Genomic DNA, 533 nt, shown 5'->3' with positions numbered 1-533 from the left:
CGTCCGGAACGAACACCCCGCCTGCCGCCTGAATGAGCCGCCTCAGCCCCTCGGCTCGACTTTCGATCCCGGCGGAGGCCAGCACCGCATCGAGTGCCGCGAGCTCTGCAGTGGTCACCTTCACGCTGACAGCGGAGACCGGGATCGAGGCATCTGCCTGGCGCTCGGCATCTGCCTTCAAGACGTAGCGCACGGCGCGCGATGTAACACCGAACCGCGCAGCCAGCTCAGACGTCGACACACCCTCCGCGGCCTCGCGGACGATCTGCATCTTCTCGATCTCTGTCAGGCGTTTTGTTCGGNCCCTCCGCGGCCTCGCGGACGATCTGCATCTTCTCGATCTCTGTCAGGCGTTTTGTTCGGGACATGCGGAAGAAAGACCCCCTATTTCCTGCCACCTTCCACCAAGGCTGACCCCACCTTACGATAATATACCAAGCTGTCAATTATATACTTACGTCGCATTCAGGCTCAGGCAGCCTTGGTGTCCGCTTCACGCCGCGGCCCGCAGGGACGCGGCTCTGCCGCCCTCA

General features: G+C 62.8%; 1 protein-coding gene. It reads right to left on the bottom strand.

The genetic code is table 11. The annotated features are described in order from the left end of the window. The coding region (locus EP376_RS22705) for a helix-turn-helix domain-containing protein (protein ID WP_164745066.1) at positions 1-271 on the bottom strand (271 nt) is incomplete at its 3' end. Positions 272-533 lie beyond the last annotated feature (262 nt).

The organism is Alexandriicola marinus, from assembly GCF_004000435.1.
In the GTDB taxonomy this organism is placed as follows: domain Bacteria; phylum Pseudomonadota; class Alphaproteobacteria; order Rhodobacterales; family Rhodobacteraceae; genus Alexandriicola; species Alexandriicola marinus.
The sequence above is the reverse complement of the archived record's forward strand: the minus strand, read 5'-3'. Positions and strand labels throughout refer to the sequence as shown.